The 3,627-nt window shown below is 60.5% G+C and carries 2 protein-coding genes; both read left to right on the plus strand.

Annotated elements, in window-relative coordinates; genetic code table 11:
* The first annotated feature begins 234 nt into the window (after positions 1–234).
* On the plus strand, positions 235–2,817 hold the full coding sequence (locus AC1XOS_RS21070) for an alkaline phosphatase family protein (RefSeq protein WP_481964177.1): 2,583 nt from the start codon (positions 235–237) through the stop codon (positions 2,815–2,817).
* Between the two features lie 22 nt (positions 2,818–2,839).
* A partial coding sequence (locus AC1XOS_RS21075; RefSeq protein WP_481964178.1) for an inositol monophosphatase family protein occupies positions 2,840–3,627 on the plus strand: 788 nt, incomplete at its 3' end.

The raw sequence follows: 3,627 nt of genomic DNA on the forward strand, positions 1-3,627 counted from the left end.
TCTGTGCACTTGTCTTTCTGGCACTTGCAGGTTGTAGTAAAACCGAGCCAAGCCCCACGATTGACCCCGCAACGGCAAAAGCACAGCCCGGTGCAGACACTCCCGCTGCGGTTCCAAATCCTGCGGCAACCGCAGCACAAAAAGCAGAAAAATCAGGCGGTTAGTGCTGCAAAGCACACCACATAACGAGAGGCTCCTTCGGGGGCCTCTCTAAATTTTACACCCCATAAACCCATGCAAAAAACATTCCCTCATTTTGGTGCCCCCGCAGGCACACAGTTCGCGAAAGTCGTCCCTGGTGGAACGACGATCCTGCCTAATGGACGCTTTGTCACGCCCCTTGGCAAGCGGCTCTGGGTGCCGCGTGAGAACTTATGGAGCGTCGGGCTCTCGCCGGACGGCAAGACGCTGGCGGGCCTCTATGAGGGAGGACTGGCGCTCTGGCAGCTAGAGTCCGGCGAGACAAAGCCCAAGGTGGTTGCGCGGCGTGACGCGGGCTTTTCCGGGGTGTTTACCAAAGACGGAAGCCGCTATATCGTCTCCAGCGGCGATGCGGGTCATGGGATCGAGATCTACAGCACTGCAGACTGGGACGCGGAGACGGTAAAAATTGCGGCGGATCGTGAAGCCTACATCAATGATATCGCCCTCTCACCCGATGAGCGCTGGGTCTACGGCGTGGATGTCGCGCGGCAGAAAGTGGTGGTCTTTGATCTGCAAGGCAGCAAAGTCGCCGCCGAAGTGCCTGCGGGGCGGCAGCCATACTCGTGTGTGCTCTCCGCCGACGGCAAGCGGCTCTTTATCGCCAATATCGGCATCTTTGACTACAGCCTCGTGCCGCCACCTGCGCCCGGAAGTGGCGGCAGCAAGCGCGGCCTGAACGTCCCCGCGTTTGGGTTTCCCTCGAAAGAGGCGGAGAACGGCGTGGAGCGCGAGGGCCGGAGAGTGCCAGGGCTAGGAAGCCCCTACGTGCCGGATGCTCAGAGCCTCTGGGCCTACGACGTGAGCAATCCTGCCGCACCCAAAGTGACCGCGAAGGCCAAGACCGGCATTCTGATCCATGCGCCTGCCGACGGCGGCAAGTCCGTGGGCGGCAGTGCGCCCAATGCGCTTCTCCTGCGCGGCAACCTGCTCTTTGTGAGTAATGCCAATAACGACACCGTGCAGCTCTTCGATGTCGCCACCATGAAGCCTGTGAAGACCATCAAGCTCACGCCGACCAAAGAGACGGCGCTGCTGCGTGGCGTGATCCCCACCGGCATGGCGCTCAATAAAGCCGGGACACGGCTCTATGTCTGTGAGGCCGGAATCAATGCCGTGGCGGTGATTGACCCGAAGGCGGGCACCGTGCTGGGCCATCTCCCGACCGGCTGGTTTCCAACGCAGTGCGTGCTCTCAAGCGATGAGAAGACGCTCTATATCGGCACGCAGAAGGGCCTGGGACGTGGGCCACGCGGCTCTAAAAACCCTCGCCCCGCAACGGATGAGCGCTCCGGCCTCACCGATATGCCGGGCATGGTGGATTGTGTCAGCCTCCCGGCGCTCAACTTAGCCAGCGCCACCCGCGCCGTGCTCGCCAATAATGGGCTGGTTCCCAAGCCCACGCCCGCGCCAAAGCTCCCCAAAGACATTGAGTATGTTGTCTTTATCACCAAAGAGAACCACACCTTTGACGGTATCTTCGGCACGCTGGAGAACGCCGCCGGCGAGCCCGACTACGCCGAGTGGGGCGAGCGTGGCTGGATTCGTGAGAACGGCAAGGACGAGCGCGTCCCGATCATGCCCAATCACCTAAAGCTCGCACGGCAGTTTGGCGTCTCGGACAACTTCTACATGGAGCCCGATGCCTCCGGGGATGGACACCGCTGGCTCGTCGGGGTCTACCCCAGCCTCTGGACGACACGCGTCTTCTACTCCGGTTGGAACTTCTCTCTCTCAGAGAGTGCGCGAGGCCGCATGGTCAGCTTTGGCTCCAACGGCTCGCAGATCCCTGAGGACTACCTAGAGAATGGCTCGCTCTGGGAGCACCTAGCGCGGGGCGGCATCACGTTCCGCAACTATGGTGAGGGCTACGAGCTCCCGCACAACGACGAAGGCGAGCCGGAGAGCAAGTCGGGAGCGAACACGCTGGTCAACTTCCCCATGCCCAAAGTCCTCTACGACAACACCTGCTTTAACTTCCCCGCCTACAACAACAACATCCCCGATATCGCCCGTGCAGATTGGTTTAAAGAAGACATCGTGGACTACCGGAAGAAGCATAAAGGCGCACTGCCACGTTTTATCAATATCGCCATCTGCAACGACCATGGCGCGGGCAAGCGCCCCGACCGTGGCTACCCCTACACCGCCAGCTACATGGCCGACAACGATCTGGCGCTGGGCCGCATCGTCGAGTTTCTCTCTCAGCAGCCCGAGTGGAAGAAGATGGCGATCTTCGTCACCCAGGACGACTCCGGCGGCGACGGCGATCACATTGACCGGCACCGGAGCTTTGTGCTAGGAATCGGCCCGTGGATGAAGAAGCACTACGTCGCCCACCAGCACACCAGCATCATGAGCATTATCAAGACCATCTACCGGCTCTTTGGTCTTGGCCCCAACAACCTCTGTGACGCCCTCGCCACCGATCTCTCGGAGATGTTCACGACGACGCCGGACTTCACGCCGTATAAGCACGTCCCCGCTGATCCGAGGGTCTTCAAGCCCGGCGACACGTTCGATCCGTCTGACCCGCAGTTTAAAAAGCGGCGCGGCGAAAAGCCCGATGTGCCGCTGGACGATCCGAGGTTCATAGACTCACTACGCCAAAAATGACAGTATCGTGTAGAATGGTCGCGTGAATACAACCTATCTGGAGACGGCAGTCTCTCTGGCAAAGCAGGCTGGAGAGATTGGCCGCCATATCTTTATCACGGCGCGCGAGAGCACCTGGAAGTCCGACAATACGCCTGTCACTGAGGCAGATATCGCCATCAATGACCTCGTGATCCGCGAGCTCTCCCGGATCTACCCCAGCCATGCGATTATTGGCGAGGAGTCCAGCCAGCCCCACGAGGGCGCGGATCATGTCTGGGTGTGTGACCCGATTGATGGCACCATTCCTTATGCCCTCGGGATCCCGACCTCAGCGTTCTCTCTAGGTCTAGTAGTCAATGGCGTCACCGAAGTGGCCGTCGCCTACGACTTTCACGCGGATCGTATGTACACTGCCGAGCGGGGCAAAGGTGCGTTCTGTAACGGAGTGCCCCTCACTGCCTTTACCGGCACGAGCCTACGTGCCACGGTCACCGATGTGGAAGGGCTCTGGTGGAGCGGCTTCCCCGTGGGTGAGCTCACCGAGCTCCCTACCCTCTTAGAGCGCGAGGGCAGCAAGATTCTTAAAGTCTGCTCAATGGTCTACGCCGGATTGTTGGTGGCACGCGGTGAGCTGGCAGGAATGATCAGCCGCGGCGACAAGCCCTGGGACGTGGCGGCGATGGACTTGATTGTCCGAGAAGCAGGCGGCTGCGTGACGGACTTAAAGGGCAATCCCCTCCGCTGCGACGGCCCCGTCCCCGGCAGCGTCGTCTGCGGTGCCGGTGTCCAAGACGCCTATCTCAGCCTGATTGACGAGGCGTTTAACAC

Source organism: Armatimonas sp. (assembly GCF_964826245.1).